Origin of the sequence: Shewanella sp. CAL98-MNA-CIBAN-0140 (genome assembly GCF_040309905.1) — a bacterium.
GTDB lineage: Bacteria > Pseudomonadota > Gammaproteobacteria > Enterobacterales > Shewanellaceae > Shewanella > Shewanella psychromarinicola.
Genome location: NZ_JBEOPI010000030.1, coordinates 1 through 23,931, shown reverse-complemented (window position 1 = coordinate 23,931; position 23,931 = coordinate 1). Strand labels below are relative to the sequence as shown.

The 23,931-nt window shown below is 45.1% G+C and carries 20 protein-coding genes, 1 pseudogene and 1 riboswitch; of the genes and pseudogenes, 4 read left to right on the top strand and 17 right to left on the bottom strand.

All coding sequences use genetic code 11. The annotated features are described in order from the left end of the window. Positions 1–40: 40 nt before the first annotated feature. Complete coding sequence (locus tag AAEY93_RS15170; RefSeq protein WP_351078018.1) at positions 41–1,747, top strand: RluA family pseudouridine synthase; 1,707 nt, start codon at positions 41–43, stop codon at positions 1,745–1,747. A 157-nt stretch (positions 1,748–1,904) separates the two neighbouring features. Here AAEY93_RS15170 and AAEY93_RS15165 read toward each other — a convergent pair whose 3' ends face one another. The 3 genes from AAEY93_RS15165 to AAEY93_RS15155 all read right to left on the bottom strand — a co-directional run bounded on the left by AAEY93_RS15165 (position 1,905) and on the right by AAEY93_RS15155 (position 5,011). Further along, a complete protein-coding gene (locus tag AAEY93_RS15165) occupies positions 1,905–2,486 on the bottom strand; it encodes a hypothetical protein (protein WP_101032610.1) in 582 nt (193 codons plus the stop codon). Between the two features lie 281 nt (positions 2,487–2,767). After that, on the bottom strand, positions 2,768–3,562 hold the full coding sequence (locus AAEY93_RS15160; protein WP_351078016.1) for a 2OG-Fe(II) oxygenase family protein: 795 nt from the start codon (positions 3,560–3,562) through the stop codon (positions 2,768–2,770). Positions 3,563–3,643: 81 nt separating this feature from the next. After that, positions 3,644–5,011 (bottom strand): aldehyde dehydrogenase family protein, encoded by a 1,368-nt coding sequence (locus AAEY93_RS15155; protein ID WP_351078014.1) that lies wholly within the window; start codon positions 5,009–5,011, stop codon positions 3,644–3,646. 121 nt (positions 5,012–5,132) lie between these two features. Between AAEY93_RS15155 and AAEY93_RS15150 the strand changes: the two genes are divergently transcribed. Together AAEY93_RS15150 and AAEY93_RS15145 are read left to right on the top strand one after the other, a co-directional pair. Further along, entirely contained in the window at positions 5,133–5,489 is a 357-nt protein-coding gene (locus AAEY93_RS15150; RefSeq protein ID WP_124013693.1) for a winged helix-turn-helix transcriptional regulator, read from the top strand. Positions 5,490–5,668: 179 nt separating this feature from the next. Then, positions 5,669–6,478, top strand: a complete 810-nt coding sequence (locus tag AAEY93_RS15145) for a substrate-binding periplasmic protein (protein ID WP_351078010.1) — start codon at positions 5,669–5,671, stop codon at positions 6,476–6,478. Positions 6,479–6,542: 64 nt separating this feature from the next. Here AAEY93_RS15145 and cobO read toward each other — a convergent pair whose 3' ends face one another. From cobO to AAEY93_RS15080, 13 genes and pseudogenes are all read right to left on the bottom strand, one after another. After that, a complete protein-coding gene (gene cobO / locus AAEY93_RS15140; RefSeq protein WP_101032615.1) occupies positions 6,543–7,181 on the bottom strand; it encodes a cob(I)yrinic acid a,c-diamide adenosyltransferase in 639 nt (212 codons plus the stop codon). Next, entirely contained in the window at positions 7,178–8,749 is a 1,572-nt protein-coding gene (locus AAEY93_RS15135; protein WP_351078006.1) for a cobyric acid synthase, read from the bottom strand. The genes cobO and AAEY93_RS15135 overlap by 4 nt, the downstream gene beginning before the upstream one ends. Further along, positions 8,749–9,279 (bottom strand): bifunctional adenosylcobinamide kinase/adenosylcobinamide-phosphate guanylyltransferase, encoded by a 531-nt coding sequence (cobU, locus tag AAEY93_RS15130; protein WP_124013689.1) that lies wholly within the window; start codon positions 9,277–9,279, stop codon positions 8,749–8,751. The genes AAEY93_RS15135 and cobU overlap by 1 nt, the downstream gene beginning before the upstream one ends. After that, positions 9,279–10,064: an adenosylcobinamide-GDP ribazoletransferase gene (locus AAEY93_RS15125; RefSeq protein ID WP_101032618.1), complete on the bottom strand. Its 786-nt coding sequence runs from the start codon at positions 10,062–10,064 to the stop codon at positions 9,279–9,281. The genes cobU and AAEY93_RS15125 overlap by 1 nt, the downstream gene beginning before the upstream one ends. 9 nt (positions 10,065–10,073) lie before the next feature. Further along, positions 10,074–10,408, bottom strand: a pseudogene (locus AAEY93_RS15120) (nicotinate-nucleotide--dimethylbenzimidazole phosphoribosyltransferase); the annotation flags it as partial. A 61-nt stretch (positions 10,409–10,469) separates the two neighbouring features. Continuing rightward, on the bottom strand, positions 10,470–10,655 hold the full coding sequence (locus tag AAEY93_RS15115; RefSeq protein ID WP_351078002.1) for a hypothetical protein: 186 nt from the start codon (positions 10,653–10,655) through the stop codon (positions 10,470–10,472). Positions 10,656–10,666: 11 nt separating this feature from the next. After that, positions 10,667–10,735, bottom strand: a complete 69-nt coding sequence (locus tag AAEY93_RS15110) for a hypothetical protein (RefSeq protein ID WP_233768685.1) — start codon at positions 10,733–10,735, stop codon at positions 10,667–10,669. A 241-nt stretch (positions 10,736–10,976) separates the two neighbouring features. Next, a complete protein-coding gene (locus tag AAEY93_RS15105) occupies positions 10,977–12,083 on the bottom strand; it encodes a FecCD family ABC transporter permease (RefSeq protein WP_335688498.1) in 1,107 nt (368 codons plus the stop codon). Next, the gene (locus tag AAEY93_RS15100) at positions 12,076–12,885 is read right to left on the bottom strand and encodes an ABC transporter ATP-binding protein (protein ID WP_351077999.1); all 810 of its coding nucleotides are present in this window, start codon (positions 12,883–12,885) and stop codon (positions 12,076–12,078) included. The genes AAEY93_RS15105 and AAEY93_RS15100 overlap by 8 nt, the downstream gene beginning before the upstream one ends. Positions 12,886–12,964: 79 nt before the next feature. Further along, a riboswitch (cobalamin riboswitch) is annotated at positions 12,965–13,085 on the bottom strand. 174 nt (positions 13,086–13,259) lie between these two features. Continuing rightward, positions 13,260–13,478 (bottom strand): hypothetical protein, encoded by a 219-nt coding sequence (locus tag AAEY93_RS15095; RefSeq protein WP_351077996.1) that lies wholly within the window; start codon positions 13,476–13,478, stop codon positions 13,260–13,262. Between the two features lie 349 nt (positions 13,479–13,827). After that, on the bottom strand, positions 13,828–16,935 hold the full coding sequence (locus AAEY93_RS15090) for an efflux RND transporter permease subunit (protein ID WP_351077993.1): 3,108 nt from the start codon (positions 16,933–16,935) through the stop codon (positions 13,828–13,830). Further along, a complete protein-coding gene (locus AAEY93_RS15085) occupies positions 16,932–18,281 on the bottom strand; it encodes an efflux RND transporter periplasmic adaptor subunit (RefSeq protein ID WP_351077990.1) in 1,350 nt (449 codons plus the stop codon). Before AAEY93_RS15085 ends, AAEY93_RS15090 begins: the two co-directional genes overlap by 4 nt. After that, complete coding sequence (locus tag AAEY93_RS15080; protein WP_124013684.1) at positions 18,271–18,927, bottom strand: TetR/AcrR family transcriptional regulator; 657 nt, start codon at positions 18,925–18,927, stop codon at positions 18,271–18,273. Before AAEY93_RS15080 ends, AAEY93_RS15085 begins: the two co-directional genes overlap by 11 nt. A gap of 862 nt (positions 18,928–19,789) precedes the next feature. Here AAEY93_RS15080 and metH point away from each other — a divergent pair. Beyond that, positions 19,790–23,506: a methionine synthase gene (gene metH / locus AAEY93_RS15075; protein ID WP_351077986.1), complete on the top strand. Its 3,717-nt coding sequence runs from the start codon at positions 19,790–19,792 to the stop codon at positions 23,504–23,506. Positions 23,507–23,644: 138 nt separating this feature from the next. Here the strand turns inward: metH and AAEY93_RS15070 are convergent, their stop codons facing one another. Beyond that, positions 23,645–23,857 carry a lipase family protein gene (locus AAEY93_RS15070; RefSeq protein WP_351077983.1) on the bottom strand — a complete coding sequence of 71 codons (213 nt, stop codon included), beginning with the start codon at positions 23,855–23,857 and terminating at the stop codon, positions 23,645–23,647. Positions 23,858–23,931 lie beyond the last annotated feature (74 nt).

Here is a 23,931-nt window from a genome sequence, read left to right as displayed (position 1 = left end):
GGGGTAAAATAGCGACCCTTTTGTACTGTGAGTGTGTGTAATGGCTGTTAACGACCCGTATTTTATTCCTTTTAATCACAGTATTGCTGAGCACAGCCAGCCTGAGTCGTTTACCTTTCCGTTCTATTATCAGCCACACCCAATATGTTTGCAGGCTGCTGAGCAGTTGCAACAAGACTTACTTATATCAAACCCTTGGCAACATAACTTTGGCTTAGACAGCGTAAACGATCGCGGTATGGTGATTGGTAAAATGTTTGGTGTGTTGGTGGTAAAAAATCCTCAAGGGAATATCGGTTTTTTAGCAGCTTTTTCGGGTAAATTGGCTGATAAAAATATCTTGCCACCGTTTGTGCCGCCAGTATTTGACATGCTAACCCAAGACAGTTTTTTTAGTGCCGAGAATAAACAGATTAATCAAATTAATCTGTCGATTAGTCAGCAACAAGCCAATCCATTACTGGCGACGCTAACCGCGAAATTACATCAGCAACAACAGCAATCTGCCACCGAACTTGAGCAGCAACGCGGTTTAATTGTGGCAAGTCGCAAACAACGAAAAATAGAGCGTGAGCAAGCAGATTCGGCATTAGCGCTATCAAACATAAGTGCCGATGAGCATAAAAGATTGTCGATTGAGTTAAGCCGTCAAAGCGTGCAGCAAAAGCACCAGCTTAATGGGTTAAAGCAGCAATGGCAGACGCAAATAGACGCGACACAATCGCAACTCGGTAGCCTGCAACAACAGATTAAGCAGCTTAAATATCAGCGTAAACAACTGTCTAATGGCTTACAAAAAAAGCTATTTGCCCAGTATCAATTTTTAAATACCTTAGGTGAAGCGCGAGATTTAAACGATATTTTTAATGATGCTCCCAATCATTTACCGCCCGCTGGGGCTGGCGAATGTGCGGCACCTAAGTTGCTGCAATATGCGTTTAGCCATCAATTAACCCCCATTGCCATGGCGGAGTTTTGGTGGGGGTCATCACCTAAATCTGAAATCAAACAACATCAAAACTACTACCCTGCTTGCCACGGAAAATGCCGCCCGATTTTGACTCATATGTTAACAGGCATGCAGGTTGATGATGACCCGTTACTGATTAATCCAGGTAAAGACTTACCGATTGATATTATTTATCAAGATGAGGCGATGGCCATTATTAATAAACCCGCTGAACTGTTATCGGTTCCGGGTAAAAACATTACCGACTCGGTATTTAGCCGCATGCAGCAACAATATCCTAATGCAACCGGGCCATTAATTGTCCATCGCCTCGATATGTCGACCTCTGGTTTAATGGTAATAGCGCTCACCAAAGAGGCCAATAAAGCCCTGCAACAGCAGTTTATTCAGCGCGTTGTCACCAAACGATATATTGCCCTCATTGAAGGTGCGCCGGACCAAGATGAGGGCGACATTAGCTTGCCGCTTAGGGTTGATTTAGACGACAGGCCAAAGCAACTCGTGTGCTATGAATACGGTAAGCATGCCCAGACATTTTGGCAGGTGTATCAACGTCAAGGAAAACGCACTTTACTGCATTTGTATCCTAAAACAGGTCGCACCCACCAGTTGCGCATCCATTGCGCTCATCATGACGGATTGCACATGCCGATTGTGGGCGATGATTTATACGGGGTTGTCGCTAATAGACTGCATTTGCACGCCCAGTATTTAGGCTTAAATCACCCGGTGAGCGGCGAAGCAATGGTGTTTGAAGTAAAAGCCGATTTTGAATAATGGCTTAACAGCAAAGCGCTTTAGTTTATTGCCCACAGCACTAAGCCCACAGCATTAGGCCAAAGCATTAAGCCAAAGCATTAAAAACAACAAACCGATATTGGGTCAGCAATATCGGTTTTCATTGTTAACTCGCGTTGATGATGACTTACGCTAACTAGAACTGACGAGGCTGCTCTTCTAAATGCATTTGCTCAACCAAACCTTGACCCGTTCGTTGCTGATACTGAGATTCAGCTTGCTGCATTCTAGTGCGACCGTTGGTGAGCATATTTTGACCTTGTTCAATGGAACTCTGGCCTTCTGCTAGGTTGGTATTACCGTCTTCGATAAGTTCTTTACCGTCAGCATACATGTCGTCGGCATCTTCCCAAAGATCGGCAATATCATCTAATCGTTCAACTAATACCAGTGCTCGTGCGCCATTTTGAGCACCGTTTAACGTGCTCGCCATCAATTGAAATGCGACACGGTGTTGTTGTGCCGCTTCTTTGGCAACGATAATCAGCTTTTCACCTTCACGGATTTTCGTATTACCTTTGCCGATCAAATTCCGGCCATCAACTAACAAGCTACTGCCATTTTTAACGTCTTTTTGACCTTGTTCCCATTGCTGGGACAAGTCGAGGTGTTGCTCACCTTCAGCTTTCACTTTGGATGCAAAATTATTTTGCGTTGCTGCACATCCAGATAGGCAAACAACACTCACAACCAACAAACTGCACAGCACAGCTCTCATGTAAACGCCTCTATAAATGTGGTGGAGAAAGCGGCACAATTAGATAACCTCGTCACTAAAATAGCAAGTACTGAGACGGATTAAATTTGGTTAATAAAGAGTTAATTGAATAGCGTTGATCGCCTCTAGAGATACATAAACGTAACGTTTGGTCTCTCTAATATAGAACCTCTATCCGTTAAGCATAACAGACGCTACACATCAACTATATTGCCCCATAAAAATGGGTTAGCTTATTATTAAGCTAACCCATCAAATTGTTTATCGCTTAATCGTTATGTCTATATCTCAAACAATACATCGGTGCGGATAATGTATTTAATCCCTTGATAAATCGGTTCTGAACTATGAATGCAATGTAGCGGATGCATACCGTGAGGAAAACAAAGCACGCTACCCGCTGGGGTTCTTACATCCACGGTCTTAACATTATCGCCGTGTTTTGCCGGTAAATGAGGGTTATCCGCATTGACTAAAAATCGGGTTGCACCGCCTTCAAAGTCTTCTGTCAGTAAGATTAAAAAACTCAACTGACTGTAACGATCGCCAAAAGCATCTCGCACTAATTCACCGTCAATCACTTGGCTGCCGGGCCATGAACCATCCGAATGCGGCTTAAAAAAATCACCTTGGTTATAGCGATAAAAACGAAACCGATTATTTACCCCTAAGGCAGCTTTACCATCAAAAATCCCTAAGTTGTCATCCATAAGGTGCTGAACCCTATTCCAAATGACTTGCTCAGTGGTGTTATCGACCACCCAGGTCAAGCTGTCGTTATGACGAACATGACGAGGCAGTGACACAGCTGCATCCGGTAAAAAGCCCATCGTCTCGCTGGCCGAAATTAACCGTTTACACTCATCGGCCGACAACACATTGAGTAATTGAAAAGCACCAGGCACTTCGGCTAACATTTTTTTGCTCACCTTAGTTCGCTCAGTTTGCGTCAGCTCTGCATCATTAAGCTCTGCGATATTGGCTTGATGATTAGCCCACGTTGGCAACGCCGGATGCTCTGCGCCGGGTTCACGTGCCACCACAAAATAAGCTGAATTTTCACTTGTTGTGTTCATTTATTTATACCTTTAACCATAAAATGGGCCAGCGATTGTTCACCAAAAAATCGGCTAATCAATGTTGCCCAGCCCAAAAATTTAATAACTCATTACGCGTACTTGGGCAAATTGACGATGCCCTGCAGCAGTACCATGAAAGCCAAAACCACTTTGCTTAGCGCCAACCCATGGCGCATTACCGGCACCCGCACCTTGGTTAACTCCCACCATGCCAGCCTCAAGTTGCTCAGCAACCGCTTTAGCGCCCTGGCCACCAAACACCACTGCAGCTAAACCATAATGGCTATCGTTAGCTCTACTTATAGCCTCATCAATGTGCTTATAACGACTGATAGCGACCACAGGGCCAAAGGTTTCTTCGCGCTCGATTAACATCTCTGGCGTTATTCCGCTAACCACGGTTGGCTGAATAAACGGTAATGGATAATCATCGCTACCAAGTAAAAAACTCGCCCCTTTCGCTTTAGCATCTTGCAATTGCTCAAGCACTTTTTGATGCTGCATTGGGTTCACTAAAGGACCAATATTTACATTGGCTTCATCCCATTTACCGACTTGATAACGGCTGGCCAGCATCACCACCTTCTGTTCAAACTCATCGGCAATACGTTCATCTACGTAGACGCGCTCTGTTGAAGTACACATCTGTCCGGCGTTTTCAAACGAACTGGCTACTGCAAACCTGACCGCTGCGTCAATGTTGGCCGTCGCCATCACAATCATGGGATCGTTGCCACCAAGCTCCATCACTAAGCGTTTTAAGCCCGCTGCCGCATTGGCCATAATGTGCTTTCCTGCCGCCATAGAACCCGTAAATGCCACCATATTAATGTCTGCCGCCACCAGAGCTTGGCCAAGGGATCTATCGCCTTGTGCCAGTTGCAGCACATTTTTTGGCAATACACTATTCAATGTATTGATAAACAACTCAGCCACTAATGGTGTCTGTTCCGACGGTTTTAATATCACACTGTTACCGGCCATAAGTGCTGGCATCAGCAAGTTATTGGCCATGGCTAACGGATAGTTCCATGGCGAAATCACCGCCACAACACCTAATGGTCGATATTGTATTTCAGTGCGGTTATCAACTTGCTCAGTGGTTAATGCATCGCTTATTTCACTGGCAAAATACGCTGCATTTTGTACCGTACCACCCACTTCATAAGTGGCACGGCGATAATCTTTACCCATTTCTTGGCCGATTAATCTTGCCAGCTCATCTTGTACCGCCACAAGTTGCTGGTAGGCCTTGACCAGATACTGTTGACGTTCAATGAGCGACAAACTCGCCCAACTTTTTTGCGCGACTCGGGCATTGGCAATGACCTCAGGTAACTGAGATATCGCTAAGGTTTCAACACTGCCAACCGCAGTGGCTTCAATATGTTGGCCGTCATCGGCTTTGTGATAACTCGCCGGATCGTAAGAGGTTAATACTGCCATGGAGAAATATTCCTTAATGGGACAAAAATGACACTAGCCTGAATTAAGTCTATTTTGATACAATAGGATACAAAAGCAACCAGTATACTTTTAGTAACCTAGGATAACTTAAGTTGAAAAAATGAAAACAACAATTGAAACAATGAATAACGGTCAAAAAAAAGTTATCAACCCTTGCGCAGAACCCTGCTCAGTTGAGCGTGGAATGCGAGTGTTAGGCGGAAAATGGAAAGCATCAATACTATGGCACTTGCAAGATGGTCCAGTACGATTCAATGATTTATCTCGCATGTTAGGCGGCGCCAGTAAGAAAATGGTCGATCAACGTCTTAAAGAATTAGAAACCCAAGGATTAGTGAGCCGCCATGTGATTAGTGATCGCCCTATTGCAGTGTCTTATGCCATTACCAATCTTGGCCGTACCGCATTGGATATTTTAGAGCGCTTAAAAGATTGGGCAGACGAATATGTGGTGTAACTGAATCAGTGGTAAATAAATCACGATAACAAAGACATAAACTAAAAAACCAAAATAAGAAACACCACTGTCTACAACTTTTCAACATCCAGTAATAAACTATAATGAGTAGGATCGTTGATATATACAATAAATAGGATAAGATGCGCGGAAAATTCGGCTTAAGGTAATCCTATTTCATGATTAGGTCTCTTTTCACTTTTATAACTATTGTGGTGATATCGCTTATTTCGCTCGTTAGTGAAGCAAAAGAAAAAGTGACTTTTTATACTGAGGCATACTCGCCATTTCAATCTCAAAATCAGCAAGGTCAATTAGTTGGTTTTTCAATTGATATCTTACACGCTACCCAGCAATATGTTAATTTTGATATCGATATTCAAATGATGCCTTGGAGTCGGGCCTATAGAAATGCTCAAAAGCACCCTAATACGTTTATTTTTTCAATTGGGAAAACCGACAAACGCTTAACGTCTTTTAAATGGGTAAGCGATTTTTACACGGTACAAGACGCGATTTACAAACAAACCGCAAGAACCGATATCGATATATCTAATCCAGATGATATCGACAGGTACAACATAGCGCTATCTCGCAATGACGTGTCACTGGAGCGCTTAAACATTGAACATGATTATGCCAACGTGTATTTAGTGACCAACCAAACTACTGCGGTAAAAATGCTCCAATTTGGCCGCGTTGATTTAAATTACAACAATCAAATTGGTTTTAATGAAGCAGTAAAAAACTTAGGATTTAATCATGCCGATTTTACTCCGGCATTTATTGTTAGCAAAATTTCATTAGGACTAGCAACTCACAAAGACACCCGCATTGAGTTATTTAATCAAATGCAGCAAGCGTTTGACACCATCAAAGAAAACGGCGAATTTAACCATGTTGTTGCCAAGTGGTTTCCTGGCTCTGATACCAAAAAAGTTAACTTAAGTGCTACAGCAAGTATGGATATCCCGCCCAATCTTAACTAAACGATGAGTGAGCGGCTAAATCAAAAGACTAATTTGAATAGCCATCAACAAACCTACATTGTTGTTAGTAATCAAAACCCAACTGAGCTTTAATCCCATCATTAAACGCATGTTTTATCGGTTGCACTTCGCTAACTGTGTCGGCTAATTCAATGATGTCACGATGACAAGCGCGGCCAGTAATAATCACGTGTTGCATCGCAGGGCGATTTTTTAATGCCGTTAATACCCGCTCAAGCTCGATATAGTGATAACTGACCATGTAAGTCAGCTCATCAAGTAACACCATATTAATCGATTCATCTTTAAGCAGTTTTTCTGCTTCTAGCCAAGCTTCCATTGCGGCTTGGGTGTCTTTTTCTTTGTCTTGGGTGTCCCAGGTAAACCCCGTGCCCATCACATGAAATGGCACCCCTGCGCCTTCTAATAAATTACGTTCGCCACAAGCCCAAGAACCTTTAATAAATTGCACTACCGCCGCTTTATGGCCATGGCCTACAGCACGAGCAACGGAGCCAAAACCTGATGTCGATTTACCTTTTCCGTTACCGGTTAGTACCAGCAAAATACCTTTTTCTTCTTGGGCTGCGGCAATTTTAGCGTCAACACCCACTTTGACTTTCTGTTGGCGGGCTTTATGACGTTCAGCTTTGCTTGCATCAATAGCGCTAGCTTGTTCGTTGTCGTGGTGATCAGTTGTCATGAGATTATTCCTTTCAATGTATTCATATCCAAATGCGCTTCTAATACATCGGCAAGACGATTTAGTTGCTGCTCGCGGATCTGGTTAATATCGATAGCATGGTGACTCGCTAAGCCTGCCCATTGCAAAATAAGTTGGCATGCAGCGGGATGATCGAATAATCCATGCACATAGGTCGCTAAAATTTGTTGGTCATTGCTCACCATGCCATCGAGCTTGGTGATCGGCATTGTCTGCTGTGCATCTTGCTCAATCAATATGGGCTGCGTTACATCACTTTGAGTGAGTGAAGACTCACCACAATGGATCTCATACCCACTAAACTCTGCCTGCTGGTGTTGTAAGCGTAAGTGACCCCTTACTTGAGTTAAGGTTTTACTAACCGTTAATACGGTAGTAATAGGTAATAAGCCCAATCCTTTGCTGCAACCGGCAATGTCTTCAATGCCTAAAGGATCGTCAATTAGCTCACCGAGCATTTGATAACCGCCACAAATCCCAATGACTTTACCGCCGTAACGTAAATGGGTTTTGAGTTTAATATCCCAACCTTGTTGACGCATAAAAGCCAAATCTGCGCGGACATTTTTACTGCCTGGTAAAATAATGACATCGGCGTTAGGCCATACAGTCGAGCTTGCATCGCTTTGCATAGTCACATAATGAAAATCAATATGCGGGTGTAAACGCAGCGGATCAAAGTCGGTATGATTACTGATCCTTGGATACACTAACACCAATACTGACAAGCGCTGCGTAGTAGGCAATGTTGCCGATAACGGATTTTGGGGACTATCAATTAACGCATCTTCAGCGTCTAAATGTAGGTTGTGTAAATAAGGTAATACGCCTAATACGGGTTTTTGGGTATAGGCTTCAAGCCAATCAATACCCGGTTGCAATAAGCTGATGTCACCGCGAAAACGGTTAATCACAAAGCCTTTTACCCGTGCTTGTTCAGACGGACTTAACAGTGCCAACGTGCCCACCAAATGGGCAAATACGCCGCCTTTATCAATATCGGCAATAATAATCACTGGGCAGTCGGCCACTTCTGCAAAACCCATATTAGCAATATCGCCATCACGTAAATTGATTTCTGCGGGACTGCCCGCCCCTTCTATGACCACCAGCGAGTATTGTTGCTGTAAGCGTCGGTATGATTGCATCACGGCCGCTAAGGCCAAGGTTTTATAACCTCGACTCTCAGGGCCGAAAAAAGCCTTCGCTTCTAATGTGGTTAACGCTTTACCGTGAATAATCACTTGCGCGCCAGTATCAGAGCTGGGTTTTAACAGCACGGGATTAAAATCGGTATGAGGGGGTAATTGACATGCGATGGCTTGCAGTGCTTGAGCGCGACCTATTTCACCCCCATCAATGGTTACCGCACTGTTTAATGCCATATTTTGTGGCTTAAAAGGCGCAACATTGACTCCTTGGCGGGCAAATAAGCGACATAGCCCTGCAACAAGAGTGCTTTTACCGGCATCAGATGTGGTGCCTTGCACCATTAATGCCCCGGACAATAGGTCAGCGGTTGGCAGGGTAAAATGCGGCAATGACATTATGCTTTTAAGGTCAAAGGCAGGCCCGCAACCACCAAAGTGACTTGGTCTGATATTGCCGCTATCGATTGGTTAAGCCAACCGGCTTCATCAACAAAACGGCGATTTAACTCGCCCATGGGAACAATACCCGAGCCCACTTCATTGCTGACTAATACCACTTCACTTTGCAACGCGGGCAGACTGTCGATGAGTAATGATTTTTGAGAAGCCCACGAGGCACCATCATCTAACAATAAATGATTGGTTAATAATAACGTCAAACAATCAAGCAATATCACTTGCTGGGGTTTATCGATTGCCACCAAGGTTTGTGCAATATCGTAAGCTTGTTCATGCAGTGTCCAGCCATGGGCGCTAGACACTCTATATTGCTGATGTTGCTCAATACGCTGCGACATTTCATTGTCTAGCGCCGTTGCCGTGGCTAAATACACGCATTGGTAACCAATAGCAGCGTATTCGGCTACACATTGCTCTGCAAATTGACTCTTACCGCTGCGCGCACCGCCCAACACCAAATGGATCATCAGCTTAATCCCACCGCTAAAATGACAAGATAACAACACACTTCGCTAATTTGCTGTGCTGCGCCTAATGTGTCACCAGTATAGCCTCCAATCTGTTTACGGAAGAATCCGCCTAACAAAATACGCACCAGCCATAAGGTAATAAACAGTACAAATGCCACTAGGCCATTAAGCCATAACAACACAAAAATACCGCTAGCAATTAATATAAGCAAGTCATTGAGCTGCTGATTTTGTGCTACAGGCATTGACTTACTGGTCTGTTCATTTCGGACATATTGTTCACTGAAAATTAAGCTCGCCGACACGACTCGACTTAAGGTGTGACCCACGACAAGTGCGCTGACCGCCGCCAGTGGGCTGTATAAAGCTAACTCTACCAACAATTGCCATTTAAGTAGTAACACCAATCCCAGAGATAATGCCCCATAACTGCCCAAGCGCGAATCTTTCATAATCCGCAGCTTATCTTCAATCGTTCTACCACCACCAAACCCATCGGCGGTGTCGGCTAAACCGTCTTCATGAAATGCGCCAGTGACTAGCACACCCGCCACCATCGCCAGTAAAATAGCGATACTCGCGGGTAAAATGAGTTGTGCTAACCAAAACAACAGCGCACAAATTAAGCCAATCACTAAGCCGACCACACCAAAATATCGGCTGGCCTTGCTCTGCTTATCATTGTCGATAACCACCCAAGGCGGCACCGGGATCCGAGTAAAAAAACTCATTGCCACAAAAAATAGATTCAACTGCCGCAACCACTTTATCTCGCCAGACATCTTGTACCCTTAAACCGCATTATTAACACCAGCACCATAGAAACTGGCCATTTGATTGTAAAAATTCACCGTAGCTTGAATTAACGCCAATGCAGCGCCAGTACCCTCTCCAAGCCTTAATCCCAGCGACAACAATAGTGTAGCTTGTAGCTGTTGTAATAGAAGCTTATTTCCTTGCTCTTGCCACTGATGAGCAAAGACTCAATAATCTCTTGATGGTGGAAATAATGTTACCGCAACTCATGCTGCAGCAGTAGCGATAAAACCATCAATCATCACTCATATTTTTGTTCCCTAGCCACTAAAATCGCCCCAATCATTGACACGATTCTAACGCCAGCTAAAGGGCTAAAATGGCCCATGAACAGACTTACTCATGACGATGTAAGTCTAACGCTTGGTTAATTAATCGGGGGTTAGTGTCCTAGGTTGCATCATCAATTCCCGTGCATCGACCAATACACGGCTCAATACACTGCTCAACACATTACTCAATACATTGCTTAATACACTGCTTAATACACTGCTTAACACATTACTCAATACACTGCTCAACACATTGCTCAATACACTGCTCAACATATTGCTCAATACACAGCACATTACGCAATAATGATATTCAGCATAGCTGACATTACCGCAGTTGCGGCACAAGTATTGCCTATAACCATTTTACCCAAAGCAATGACATTGCAACCAGCACCAACAAGACGTGCACCCGCTGACGAGTATGCTCTAAGCCTTAGGCGACTTTTTCAAGCCCATTGCCGGCGCTAAATGTATCGCCTGAGCACCTGCGCCTAAACGTTGAACAATAACATTGGCTTAGCCCGTTAGCGGCTATAATATCGGGCAATCAATTATCTCAAGCTCAAAACCGACTTAACGACACTTGTCAGTCAATAAGATCTGTTAACGGCGTTGACGCAAAATAAACAAGAAAAATACACTGCCCAAAGCGGCAGTGATAATACCGACAGGCAATTCTTGGTTCGATAAAATACATCGCGCTATCACGTCAATCCACACCATAAATAATCCCCCCAACATCGCGGTTAAGATCAGCGGCTGACGTCCGGAAAACAATAGCCTAACCGTGTGCGGGATCATCAACCCCACAAAACCAATGCCCCCACACGTCGCCACCAACATCGCGGTGATCAGTGAACACAGTAACAACATACTTAAACGCAATTTAGCGACATTAATGCCTAAGGTGTGAGCGGTTTCATCACCCGCTTTTAGCGCCATAATTTGCCGTCTAAACGCCAACATAATTAACAAACTAATACCAACCGTCACACTGGGTAATAGTAAATTAGACCAACTGGCTTTGGCAAAACTGCCTAAGCTCCAAAATAACACTGATGCCGCAGCCTGTGGGCTAGAGAAATACAACAGCAAACTAGTTAGTGCGCCGAACAGAAACGAGGTCGCCACACCAGACAACAACATACGTTCAACTTGACTACTTTGACCAGAAGCCGACAATATAAACACAATCAATACCGATAAACTGGCGCCAATAAATGCCCCAATCGGGATGCTTAATGTCGACCAAGACCACCAAGGTTGTGCCGTAAAGCTTGGTTTTATCGACAATGCGCCTGAAAATATCTCCGCAAACAAGCCTGTTTGGCTGAATAATGACACCACCAACACAGCACCAAATGACGCCCCAGAGCTAATGCCAAATAAGTAAGGGTCGGCTAGCGGATTACGGGTCACGGTTTGCAATACGCTGCCCGCGATAGACAAGCCAGCACCAGCCACAAAGGCTAACAAAATCCGCGGCAAGCGTAATTCAAGCACAATACGTTGGCTCAACTCGATAGCATGCTCACTGCCATCAATAGAACTCGGTATGTCACCCCCCCATAAAGTATTGAAAATGATCAATACGTCATTAAGATCAATATTGGCTGCACCAAAACTGGCCGCAAAAATAGGGGTAAGTAGCGTGGCAAATACCAACAAACTGAAACACACATAATACCGACGTTGCGATGCATCAATCATGATCAGAGCATCCTTTCTTGCTTGCCTGGTAACCATAGAAATAACTGATGAGGGGGTTACCATGTTGTGGATGATCATTGACGTGGCAGCAAACGCCAAACACCTCACTAATTTGCCGCTCGGTGAGTACTTCTGTTGGGGTACCTTTAGCAATTAACCGCCCTTGGTCGAGTAGCAGTAATTTATCGCACATCGCACTGGCTAAATTCAGGTCATGTATAGAAGCAATGACACTGATCCCTAGTGATACGACGAGTTCAAGGATTTGAATTTGATAACGAATATCTAAATGATTGGTAGGTTCATCTAATATAAGAATATGTGGCTGTTGCACAATGGCTCGGGCAATTAGTGCACGTTGTTTTTCACCACCAGATAATAGCTCATACTGTTGCTGCGCTTTTTGCTGCAATCCCACTTTGGTTAATGCACTTAAAATACGTTCTCGGTCTTGCGCTGTGTTGGGGTCAAACAAGTTTTTATGCGGTGTTAGCCCCATTGTCACTAACTGCTCAGTAGTCATATCAAAATAATGCGGGGTATCTTGTTGCACCACAGCAATACTCTGCGCTAACGATTTAGAGGAAAAACCACTGATGGGTTTGGAAAAAATTTCAATATCGCCGCTAGTTGGCTCAATATAACGATACAAGCAACGTAACAGACTCGACTTACCCGCACCATTGGGGCCAATGAGCCCTAGCATTTGGCCTCTAGGCAAACTGAAATGAATATCAGCTAGAATGGTTTTATTATCGACTTGCCAAAAGAGATGATTGACATCCAATACTGATTCAGACATGTAAATGACCTCGCCATGTCCAATTAATTAACACATACATCTATTTAAAAACTCCCCTAAGTCACCCGCTTAGGCATGGATATTGAGGCAATTCAAAGCTGGTATCTGACTTATGCACCAATGGTTAATTGGTCCATCTACAGTTGCGGGTACAGTTTGGGCTTATCCCAATTCCCAATACCTTGAAAGGCACTATGATTATGGCGCTATGGTTCTGATGAGTCGATTATAACGCTATGGTTATTAAGCTATGGTTATTAAGCTATGGTTATTAAGCTATTAATATGATGCTTCGATTATAACAATATGATTATTAAGCTATTAATATAACGTTATGGTGATAATTCTATGACTATCAATATGACGCGTTAAGCCTATGTAATGCTCACTTTAGCTACCTTGCTATCCATTACAACAGATTGAAAACAGTCAAGCTTATCAATATCGTCAAGCCAATATATATCAAGCCAATAGATATCGAGCACCATAATAGCAGCATAGGGGATCGCTAGGTTAGCGAATAATCCGCTACATTGGCCAGCCTTAAGCACATATTCCATTAAGCAGCGCATCATGCCACCGTGAGTCACCAATAACGCACCGGGGCAATTGCCAACGTGAGCAGCTTATTTCATCTCAAACGGGTCATTTGTTTGACTAACAAGGCGCATTGACCCGTCAATAGCGAGCCTATTGCAAGTTAATGCAACGCAGTTAGCGGGATAAAGGACTGTTGGATAAGCCGTTATCTCCTGCGCTGAGGTTAACGAGTACGGCTATGTTACCAAGACCACCACAGAAGATGGCAATCTCGTTTATGCAGGAGTAATTAACGACCTTGAACGCAGTCACTTCTCGACATGCTGGCTCCTGCATGTCGAGGTCGTTTGGGTATCTGACCACTGCCATTACAAGATAATGGCAGTAATTTACTCCCTCTCGCTAAATTTTTTGATGTTTCTTCACCAAGCCAAAGTCAGCCAAAATCGCGTAGGCACAAGGAATAATAAATAACACCATCAAGGTAGAGGCAAAGATCCCGAATACGATTGAGACAACCAAGGGCTGTACTACTTGCGCCTGAAGACTCGTTTCGAGCAATAGGGGTAACAGACCTGCTGCCGTCGTCAGCGACGTTAAAAATACCGCCCTAAATCGTTCCCGACTGGCACTTACAACTGCTTCATGAACGCTATCACCTTCATCGACATGATGACGTATATATTGCACCAGCAAGATAGAGTCATTGACGACTATGCCTGCAAGGGAGATAAAGCCCATAATCGATGGCATAGATAGGTTATAGCCAAGTAGCACATGCCCCCAAAGCACGCCTATCAAAGACAAGGGTATTGCCAACATCACCACCACAGGCTCGAGGTAACTCCTGAATTGAAAACTGAGTATGACAAAAAGTCCAAATATTCCGATAAGGAATCCCTTACCAAGAGAGGCGCCCGTCTTCGCAGTCTCTTTTGCCGAGCCTTCGAAGTCGACCTTAACCCCAGGATAATCTTCAGTGGCTTGCGGCAGCCAATCGGATTTTATCTTAGCTAATGTTTCGGTGGAATTACCCTTGCGGTTGTCAACATCGGCCATCACGGTAACCGAACGTTGGCTATTGATCCGCTGAATACGGACATAAGATCGTTGATGCTCTAATTTGGCGATCGCCGACAGAGGCAACTGCTCCCCATTGGCTAACATAATGGGAAAGTTAGCCAATGCATGAAGATCGCCTGCTTGCTCCTTATTCAGCCTAACTTCAATTTCGATATTCTCGGGCCCAATTTGGATCTCATCGGCCCGTTGGCCAAAGAAAGCACTGCGCAGTTGATTGGCGACCAACTGACCATCGATGCCGAAGACTTCCGCTCCGGGCCTCAGACTGACCTTAATTTCCTCTTTCCCCGGACGCATATCATCGAGAATACCGTTGATACCATCGAACCTGACAAGATAAGATTGCAGCGACACCGAGGCCTGCTTTAGCATATCCAGATCATCACCTAGCAGGCGAACCTCGATATCACGACCCGCAGGCCCCATCGTTGGCTGCTTAAAGACCATAGACAAGGGGGCTGCCAGCTCAACCGTACCGTCGCGCCAATCTTCGATAAAATCTTCTATTAGCGTATTTCGAGTTTCGGCCGACAAGAGATCTAACCTAACCGTCGCCACATGAGGCCCTTTCTCGCCCGCATCGGCATTAAAATTAAACTGTGCGGTAATATCTTCAATAAGCTCAACGCCCTCTTCCACGTCTTGGGTATAGCGAGCAGCCGTCTCTTTAGCACTGAGGATCACTTGTTCGACAACCTCCTGAGTCGAACTCAATGGGCTGCCAGGTGGCAGGATAATTCTCACTTCGGCGATATCACCATCAAGTTCCGGAAAGGGCAAGAATTTCAACACGCCACCGGCAACCAGCGCCACAGATGAGAGCAAGATACCTAAGGTTATGCCAACGCTGGCGTAGCGCCAATGCACCACAAACCTAACCGCATTAACGAGTGTCGTATTACGAAACGTTTCGAATGCGGCTAAGAAATCTCGCTTAAATTTAAGCTCAGGCCTAGGCGCTTTCTTGGGGACATGGCTTAATGAATGGTTTAAATGGTTGGGCAAGATTAAAAATGCCTCAATCAAACTGATACTGAGCACCATAATCAGCACCGTCGGGATAGCTGAGAGTACGGCGCCCATCTGACCATCGAGCCCAAGTAAGCTACTGAAGATTAAAATGGTGGTTAGAAATGAGGAGACCACTCCTGGGGCAACCTTTTTAACCCCTTGAACCACGGCATCATGTGGCGCTAAGCCCCGGTCGACATGGGAGGCGATAGACTCGGCGATAACGATGGCATCATCCATCATGATCCCGATGGCCATAAGCAAACCGACTAAACTCATGATGTTAATAGAGACGCCAAAGAGACTCATCAAATAGATGCCGCCTAAAAAGGCAACCGGAAGACCTGCCGATACCCAAAAAGAGTAACGCAAAGAGAAAAATAACCACATGCTAAAGAAGACTAGGATGATCCCTTGCCAGCCATTGGTTAACATCATATCCAGACGATCTTTAAGCAGCGACGAGAGATCGTTGGTCAAGGTCAAATTCACGCCATCGGGCACACGTAAACGCTCTTGCTCGATAAAACGGCTTACTTTCTGTTTTATTCTTAAGGCATCATCGGCTTTGTTCTTCTTCACCTTGAGTATGGCGGCGTGCTGCCCGTTGAAAAAGATGTGCTCTTCATCGAGTTCAAATCGGTCAGTCACGGTGGCAATATCGCCGAGTCGGACCACGCTGCCGTCGCTGGTAGAGGCCACGATGGTTTGCTTTAACGCCGCTGGCGTGACTTTGCGCTCATCGAATCTCAGCAGCAGATTTTTATCTGTTAACTCAATATTACCGGCAGGGATCTTCACATTTTGCCGACCCACTTCATCGGCAATGTCGGTTGCAGTCAGCCCCAAACGGCGCATATCGATTTGATTAAGCTCAACCCGCAGTTGATGATCGGAAAAGCCAACAACGGATACCAGACTCACTCCGGCATCGATTTTCAAGCGACGTTTGAGATCCTCGGCATAATGCTTCAGATGGGGCCAGCTGGCATCGGCCGAAATAGCGATATCAACAACAGGTTCGGCCCAATCGAGCTCTTTAACGATCGGCGGTTCAATTTGTGATGGAAAGTTTTTAATCCCATTGATCTGGGTTTGCACATCCACAATAGCGCGCCCAATATCGGCTTTGCCGTCCAGCTTGATAGTCATGGACGCGACGCCTTCTTGTGCGTCACATTTTACTTCTTCGACATTGCCTAGCCCATCGACCGCATCTTCCATACGCAGACATAGACTTTCTTCCACTTCTATCGGCGACGCGCCGGGATAAACCACGGTAGCGGTAACATAGGGAGGCGCAAACTCTGGAAAAGTCTCACGTTTTATTGATCCCAAACTCAATAATCCGAGCAAGAGTAGGCTGAGCATCAACAAATTAGCTAAGGTCGGATGACGGGTGATATAAGCGATCACTGACCGGCCTCCTCTCGGTTCACCTGAGATTGCTCAGCAGCATTAACGTCGAGGTCTGATGAGATATCTCTTAAAGACATGCCTGGGATAGCGGGAATAAGATCGTTGAGCACAATGTTATCACCAACGATAACGTCTGCTTTAATCGCCACTTGATCTTGATTACGGAACAAAATGGTCACCGGTTTTATCATCAGTTTATTATCCGAGCTCATCAGATATAGCTTGTCACCGTGAAGCGCCTTCTCGGGGACGATAAAATGTGGCTTTGCCTGGCCGTATATCCGCGCTGAAACAAACATTCCCTTGGTCAAAGGAGGCCGACTGAATGGCTTAAGCTGACGAATATCCTGCTCAACCTCAAGATATAAGCCGATGGTAGCCTGATTCGGATTAACCGTTTCAGCCACCCGGGTGACTTTAGCTGGCCAAGTAAAACGATTGCTTCCTACCTGAAACTCTACATCGGCTTGTAATGCTAAGAGCTCAAAAGAAGGTAGACTATTTTGTTCAGGGATCATTTCAATACTGCTGACTAAAGTGCGCATGTCCTGCAGCGATATTTCAGCCATTATCTCCGCAGTACCGAGTTGGTGAGCGATCAACATAGTTGAGCCCATGGCAACCACCTGATCTTGCTCAATGTTGATATCGGCCACTCTGGCATCGAAAGGCAGCACAACCTTGGTTTGTTTCAGTCTTCTGCGGGCATCTTCTAACTGTGCAACATCGACGCTTTGCTGTGCTTGGCTCACTTTTCTATCGTCGGGAAGGAGCTTAATTGAGTTTTGCAGATCTTCTACCAACTTGGTTTGTACCAACAAGGACTGATGCTGACTTTCAAGTTCAGAAATCGACACCAAATTACGCTTTTTGAGGGTGAGCTTACGTTGATATTCCTGCTTAGCCAGATCCAGTTTCTGGTTCTCTATCTGCAGGCTGGTATTGAGGTTTCGCTCCTGCTGATCGAGCCTTGTCAGTTGTGCCGACGTAGCATTGAGACTCGCTTGTGCCTGTGCCAGCTTCAACTCATATTCCAGAGGGTCTATCTCTAGCACCAAGGTATCCTTTGGTAACATTCGGCCCGTTTCAAGCTGAGGGTGGCGGTAGATAACTTTGCCACTCACTTCGGCGACGGCTTGCCATATATGCTTAGGTGTCACGCGACCAAACCCCTGTATTCTTGGGGCCAGCAAGGTTTTGTCCAGGGTGAGAATGTCAACCGCCCTGGCTTTATCATAACTCTGGACAACCGAGGGTGATGGTTTTAGGGCTATAGCTAAAAATAATATCAGCATTCCGCCTAGGACACCGGGGAGCAGAAAACGTTTCTTATTACTGGTCATTATTTTTGTCCTTTGTCGGCATCAAGCCTCTTGCAAGCAGATTGGTATTTTGCTGTGCAAGTTTCATTAAAAATTCTGGGGTGATTTGTATACCGAGTCGACTCAAGAACCCTTCGGGCACAATAAATGGAAAGATCATCATCGAAAAAAAACTCAGTTGAGCGCAATGGATATCAACATCATCGTGCAACAGTCCCTTAGCTTCGAGTTTATCAAACATCATGATGTCATCCACATTGACAATTTCGTTAAACACCTTGGTTATCTCTTTATTTTCGGGAATACTTTGATCTAGGCCTGCCAGACGGAAAATTAATCTTGGGAAATGGGGATGCGCTGACATCACTTGATAGTAGGTCTGCATCAAGCTTGCCGGGCCATGGGCTTGTTTTTCTTTATTCACCTTGTAGAGCTCTTGTTTCACTGGCGCCGCAGTCTCTCGCAACATCGCGATAAACAGATTTTGTTTAGAGCCAAAGTAATAGCGAATAAGCCCAGGATCAGTGCCTGCAAGCGCCGCGACATCACGAACGGTAACCTGAGAGTAGTCACGTTCGACAAAAAGAGATCTTGCCGCCTGAATAAGCTTATCGCGATTTTGGGTCTCTCCACTGGGGCGTCCCACTTTATTCTTGCTATCAGGCATACAGAATTCCTCAGTTAAAGAATTATTTTAAGAGCAGAGCACATTAATTGGCAGTGAAATAATTCCACAAAATCAGCGATAACGAAGAATACAGCTATTAACAAGTTGTTAAATATGAATAAAAAACTATAACAGCATGAGTATAACCCTTTATGTTTAGCGGGGAGGTGATTTGGTTAATGCTTTAGAACCTTTGTATAACCATGTAGGGTTTTTATCTCAGTTTTTTATCTAGTGCCTTCTGGCAGAAGACGGTATCTGTCATTAAACGTTTCTCCCTATGCTGCAATATTGGCTACATCGTAGACTTTGCCGCTTTCCAAGCTTGTGATAAAAATTGGCAATATGTTGCTGAAACAGCTTGAGTTACGCCCTATAACTCAACTCGGTTTTAAAGCCATAGTATGTTGTCATTTGGATGCTCAAGTGTTCGGCCTCATTGGGCTTGTCATCCTCAACCTGTTTGACGACAAGCAGCCTGAAGCAATCGAATAAGATAATAAACATATATTGATAATAAATTTCTATTAAACATAGGCTTAGATCAATAAAAAACACCTACTATTATGTTGATTGGTTGAACATTTCTGCGGCTAACTGACGTCCCCCATCGCTTAACCCAAGTAGAAGTTAAATCAGCCTTGCTCTGGCGGTGAAAACTCGCGTAGTATAGACGTCTATACGTTTATATGTCCAAAAGGCTATCTTAAAAGGTAATCATTTAGAAGATGCGCATTGTAAGCAGCAATTGTAATCAACAGTTGTACACAGAAATGATGTTATCGCCCTATTATTGTAAAAATAAGGGTATGCTTATCTCAATCAAGGTATCAAGCAACATAGTGATAAAAAGGTAACTGTTATGGCTAAATCGACTTCTTACAGTCAAACACTTGAACAACTTAATGCATTGTTAGCGCAGCGAATTGTGATTTTAGATGGCGCCATGGGCACCATGATCCAAGACCATAAGTTGGAAGAAGAAGATTATCGTGGTGAGCGCTTTAAAGATTGGCATTGCGATGTTAAAGGCAACAATGACTTATTAGTACTCAGCCAAGCGCAAATCATTAAAGATATTCATACTCAGTACCTATTGAACGGTGCCGACATTATTGAAACCAATACCTTTAACGCTACCACCATTGCTATGGCCGACTACGACATGCAGTCACTGGCCGCCGAAATTAACTTAGCCGGTGCCAGAATTGCCCGCCAAGCTGCCGACGAAGTAGCTGCGCAAACAGGCTTGCCACGTTACGTTGCCGGCGTATTAGGGCCAACTAACCGCACCTGTTCTATCAGCCCAGACGTGAACGACCCAGGGTTTCGTAATGTCAGCTTTGATCAACTCGTCGAAGCCTATGTCGAATCGACCAGCGCCTTAATCGAAGGCGGCGCCGATATCATTATGGTTGAAACCATTTTTGATACCTTAAACGCCAAAGCCGCCCTATTTGCGATTGAAAAAGTATTTGATCAACTTGGCGATCGCTTACCCGTTATGATCTCCGGCACCATCACCGACGCATCGGGCCGCACCTTAACCGGCCAAACTACCGAAGCGTTTTATAACTCACTGCGCCACATTAAGCCGTTATCCATTGGCCTTAACTGCGCCCTTGGGCCAAAAGAGCTGCGTCCTTACGTTGAAGAATTGTCACGTATTGCCGAGTGTTATGTTTCCGCCCATCCAAATGCGGGCTTACCCAACGAGTTTGGCGGCTACGATGAAACCCCAGAAGAGATGGCTGAAGTCATCAACCAATGGGCCCAAGAAGGCATGCTCAATATTGTCGGCGGTTGTTGCGGTAGCACCCCCGCCCACATTAATGCCATTCGTGAAGCAGTACTCAGACATGAACCAAGACACATTCCAGACATTCCTGTGGCGTGTCGGTTGTCGGGGTTAGAGCCACTGACCATCGATAAAAACTCGCTATTCGTCAACGTCGGCGAGCGCGCCAACGTGACAGGCTCAGCCAAGTTTTTACGCTTAATTAAGCAAGAAAAGTTTGAAGAAGCCCTCGATGTGGTGCGCGAGCAAGTCGAAAACGGCGCCCAAATTATCGACGTCAACATGGACGAAGGCATGCTCGATGGCGTGGCTTCCATGGCGAAGTTTTTAAACTTAATTGCCTCTGAGCCAGATATCTCCCGCGTGCCGATCATGATCGACTCGTCTAAATGGGAAGTGATTGAAGCGGGCCTTAAATGCGTCCAAGGCAAGTCCATTGTTAACTCGATTTCGATGAAAGAAGGTGAAGCCAAATTTATCGAGCAAGCCACCTTAGTGAAACGCTATGGCGCCGCCGCCATTATAATGGCCTTTGACGAAGACGGCCAAGCCGACACGCGTGAACGTAAAACCCAAATCTGTACCCGTGCTTACCGTATTTTGGTTGATGTGGTCGGCTTTCCACCAGAAGATATTATTTTCGACCCCAACATCTTCGCCATTGCCACCGGTATTGATGAACACGACAACTATGCTGTCGACTTTATCGAAGCCATTAAAGACATCAAAACCACCTTGCCACATGCAATGATCTCCGGTGGTGTGTCTAACGTGTCATTCTCGTTTAGGGGTAACAACCCAGTACGTGAAGCGATTCATGCGGTATTTTTATACCATGCTATTCAAGCCGGCATGGACATGGGCATTGTCAACGCGGGTCAGTTAACCATATACGATGATATAGATCCCGAGCTTAAAAAACGGGTTGAAAACGTAGTACAAAACTTACCTTGCCCGGTTGCCGACTCAAGCAACACCGAACAGCTACTCGACATCGCCGAAACCTTTCGCGGCGATGGCTCCCAAGTGGCCAAAAAAGAAGATTTAGCCTGGCGTAGCTGGCCGGTGTCCAAGCGGTTGTCGCACGCCTTGGTCAAAGGCATTACTGAATTTATTGACCAAGACACCGAGGCTGCACGCCAAGAAGCCACCCGCCCACTTGATGTGATAGAAGGGGCATTAATGGACGGCATGAACGTAGTCGGTGACTTATTTGGCGCGGGCAAAATGTTCTTACCGCAAGTGGTTAAATCGGCTCGAGTGATGAAAAAAGCCGTTGCTTACCTTAATCCTTATATCGAACTAGAGAAGGTTGCGGGTCAGTCAAACGGACGAATTTTAATGGTCACCGTAAAAGGTGATGTGCACGACATCGGTAAAAATATCGTCGGCGTCGTGCTCGCTTGTAACGGCTACGAAGTGGTCGATCTTGGGGTGATGGTATCGGTTGATAAAATTCTCGATGCCGTTAAAGAGCATAATATCGACATCATCGGCATGTCAGGGCTCATTACCCCAAGCCTTGATGAAATGGTCCACAACGTGAAAACCTTCCACCGTGAAGGCTTAACCATTCCGGCCATTATCGGCGGGGCGACTTGCTCTAAAATTCATACGGCTGTGAAAATAGCGCCGCATTATCCACACGGCGCCATTTATATTGCCGATGCATCCCGCGCCGTGCCTATGGTGTCGAAACTGATTAACAATACCACCCGCCAAGCCACCATCGACGAAGCCTATGCTGAATACGACATGATGCGTGAAAAACGCTTATCGCAAACCAAGCGTAAAACCTTAGTGTCGATTGAAGCGGCGCGTGAAAACCGTTGCCAACATGACTGGGAAAACTACCGCCCATTTACGCCTAACGTGTTAGGTCGCCAAGTATTTGATGACTACCCGCTAGATGATTTAGTTGAACGTATTGACTGGACACCGTTCTTTAGAAGCTGGGAACTGCACGGTCATTACCCTGAAATTTTAAAAGACAAAGTGGTCGGTGAAGAAGCGGTTAAATTATTCGCCGATGGCCAAGCCATGCTGAAGCAAATTATTGCTGAAAAGTGGCTTACCGCCAAAGCCGTCATCGGTTTATTCCCAGCCAATACCGTTAATCACGACGACATTGAACTGTATACCGATGACACTCGCACCACATTGGAAATGACCACCCATCATCTGCGCATGCAACTTGAACGCGTGGGTAACGACAACTTCTGTTTATCAGACTTTGTTGCCCCTAAAGACAGCGGCGTTGCCGATTACATGGGCGGGTTTGCGGTGACAACAGGTCACGGTATTGATCAACATGTAGCCCGTTTTGAAGCCAACCATGATGACTACAATGCGATTATGCTCAAATGTTTAGCCGACCGTTTAGCCGAAGCCTTGGCCGAGCGTATGCACGAGCGCGTCCGTAAAGAGTTTTGGGGGTATGCCGCCGATGAAATACTCGATAACGAAGCGTTAATTCGCGAACGTTATAAAGGTATTCGTCCAGCACCAGGTTACCCAGCGTGTCCGGATCATACTGAAAAAGGTTTGTTGTGGGATTTACTCAAACCCGATGAAACGATTGATTTAAACATTACCGAAAGCTTCGCCATGTACCCAACCGCTGCAGTGTCTGGCTGGTACTTTGCCCACCCAAAATCACGCTATTTTGGCGTGACCAATATTGGTAAAGATCAAGTTGAAGATTATGCTAAACGTAAGGGCATGACCTTAGCAGAGACAGAGCGATGGTTGTCACCGATATTGGACTATGACCCAGAATAGAGAGTGATCCTGAGCAGAGAGTGACCCAGAGTAGAGAGTGACCCAGAGTAGAGAGTGCTCCCGAATAAAGAGTAACCTTGAGTAATCGCGGTTACTCTTTTTTATGTCCAAACTTCGTTTGGATATAGGTCGAAAGGTTTATAAGTAAACTGTTTTGTTATATTTAGCTTTAACCCAATTTGCAACTAAAGTCGCTAATGCACCACCTAAACTATGACCAACACAATGGATAATACCTGTACTCTTTAACACTTCAGGTTTATCTAAATAGTCAGCTAACCCATCTCTAAAAGATTCAAATGTTGTTTGAAAACCTGTATGAACTAAGCTACCCGCATCATTACTTTTCATGCCTATGCATCTGAGTCAGTTTTGGCCTATTCTTATAGTATAAATCAAGACTAGAAGTGAGATTTGCTATGAAA

Excerpts from the sequence above, each read along its gene's own strand:
- AAEY93_RS15150 (WP_124013693.1), top strand. The coding sequence starts at position 5,133 with ATGAAAACAACAATTGAAACAATGAATAACGGTCAAAAAAAAGTTATC.
- AAEY93_RS15100 (WP_351077999.1), bottom strand. The coding sequence starts at position 12,885 with ATGTCTGAATCAGTATTGGATGTCAATCATCTCTTTTGGCAAGTCGAT.
- AAEY93_RS15105 (WP_335688498.1), bottom strand. The coding sequence starts at position 12,083 with ATGATTGATGCATCGCAACGTCGGTATTATGTGTGTTTCAGTTTGTTG.
- AAEY93_RS15160 (WP_351078016.1), bottom strand. The coding sequence starts at position 3,562 with ATGAACACAACAAGTGAAAATTCAGCTTATTTTGTGGTGGCACGTGAA.
- cobO (WP_101032615.1), bottom strand. The coding sequence starts at position 7,181 with ATGACAACTGATCACCACGACAACGAACAAGCTAGCGCTATTGATGCA.
- AAEY93_RS15070 (WP_351077983.1), bottom strand. The coding sequence starts at position 23,857 with ATGAAAAGTAATGATGCGGGTAGCTTAGTTCATACAGGTTTTCAAACA.
- metH (WP_351077986.1), top strand. The coding sequence starts at position 19,790 with ATGGCTAAATCGACTTCTTACAGTCAAACACTTGAACAACTTAATGCA.
- AAEY93_RS15135 (WP_351078006.1), bottom strand. The coding sequence starts at position 8,749 with ATGTCATTGCCGCATTTTACCCTGCCAACCGCTGACCTATTGTCCGGG.
- cobU (WP_124013689.1), bottom strand. The coding sequence starts at position 9,279 with ATGATCCATTTGGTGTTGGGCGGTGCGCGCAGCGGTAAGAGTCAATTT.
- AAEY93_RS15155 (WP_351078014.1), bottom strand. The coding sequence starts at position 5,011 with ATGGCAGTATTAACCTCTTACGATCCGGCGAGTTATCACAAAGCCGAT.
- AAEY93_RS15165 (WP_101032610.1), bottom strand. The coding sequence starts at position 2,486 with ATGAGAGCTGTGCTGTGCAGTTTGTTGGTTGTGAGTGTTGTTTGCCTA.
- AAEY93_RS15145 (WP_351078010.1), top strand. The coding sequence starts at position 5,669 with ATGATTAGGTCTCTTTTCACTTTTATAACTATTGTGGTGATATCGCTT.
- AAEY93_RS15080 (WP_124013684.1), bottom strand. The coding sequence starts at position 18,927 with ATGCCTGATAGCAAGAATAAAGTGGGACGCCCCAGTGGAGAGACCCAA.
- AAEY93_RS15085 (WP_351077990.1), bottom strand. The coding sequence starts at position 18,281 with ATGACCAGTAATAAGAAACGTTTTCTGCTCCCCGGTGTCCTAGGCGGA.
- AAEY93_RS15125 (WP_101032618.1), bottom strand. The coding sequence starts at position 10,064 with ATGTCTGGCGAGATAAAGTGGTTGCGGCAGTTGAATCTATTTTTTGTG.
- AAEY93_RS15170 (WP_351078018.1), top strand. The coding sequence starts at position 41 with ATGGCTGTTAACGACCCGTATTTTATTCCTTTTAATCACAGTATTGCT.